General features: G+C 61.3%; 1 protein-coding gene. It reads right to left on the bottom strand.

The genetic code is table 11. The features are described from left to right. Positions 1–39: 39 nt before the first annotated feature. The coding region (locus tag ETG88_RS22145) for an NCS2 family permease (protein ID WP_164971842.1) at positions 40–561 on the bottom strand (522 nt) is incomplete at its 5' end.

Genomic DNA, 561 nt, shown 5'->3' with positions numbered 1-561 from the left:
GGGCGGCCTAAGCCACCCGTTTTAAGGCGTCGGACAGGCTTAAATCGCCCAGCCTCCCGCATAGAATGCCACCAGAGCAATGGCAATCACCACGGTGCCGATGTTCAGCTTGCGCCACTCACCGGAGACCAGACGACCAATCACCAGCGAGGCGAAACCGATCATGATGCCGGTCACGATGTTACAGGTCAGCACGATAAACACGGCGGTAATCAGGCCGGACATCGCATCGACGAAATCCGCGAAATCAATTTTCGCCACGTTGCTCAGCATCAGCAGACCCACGTACATCAGCGCAGGCGCGGTCGCGTAAGCCGGAACCAGATAGGAGAGCGGAGAGAGGAACAGGATCAGCAGGAACAGCACGCCCACGGTGATCGCCGTCAGACCGGTTTTACCGCCTGCCGCCGTGCCCGCTGCGGACTCGATGTACACCGCCGCCGGTGCCGCACCGACCAGGCCGGAGAAGACGCTGCTCAGGGAGTCGGTGGTCAGCGCTTTGCCGCCATCGATAATCTGCCCGTCTTTATCCAGCAGGTTCGCTTGCCCCGCGACAGCGCG

This window comes from Lelliottia nimipressuralis, from assembly GCF_004115925.1.
GTDB classification, from domain to species: domain Bacteria; phylum Pseudomonadota; class Gammaproteobacteria; order Enterobacterales; family Enterobacteriaceae; genus Enterobacter; species Enterobacter nimipressuralis.
Note: the sequence above shows the minus strand (reverse complement) of the source record. Positions and strands in the feature narration are given on the sequence as shown.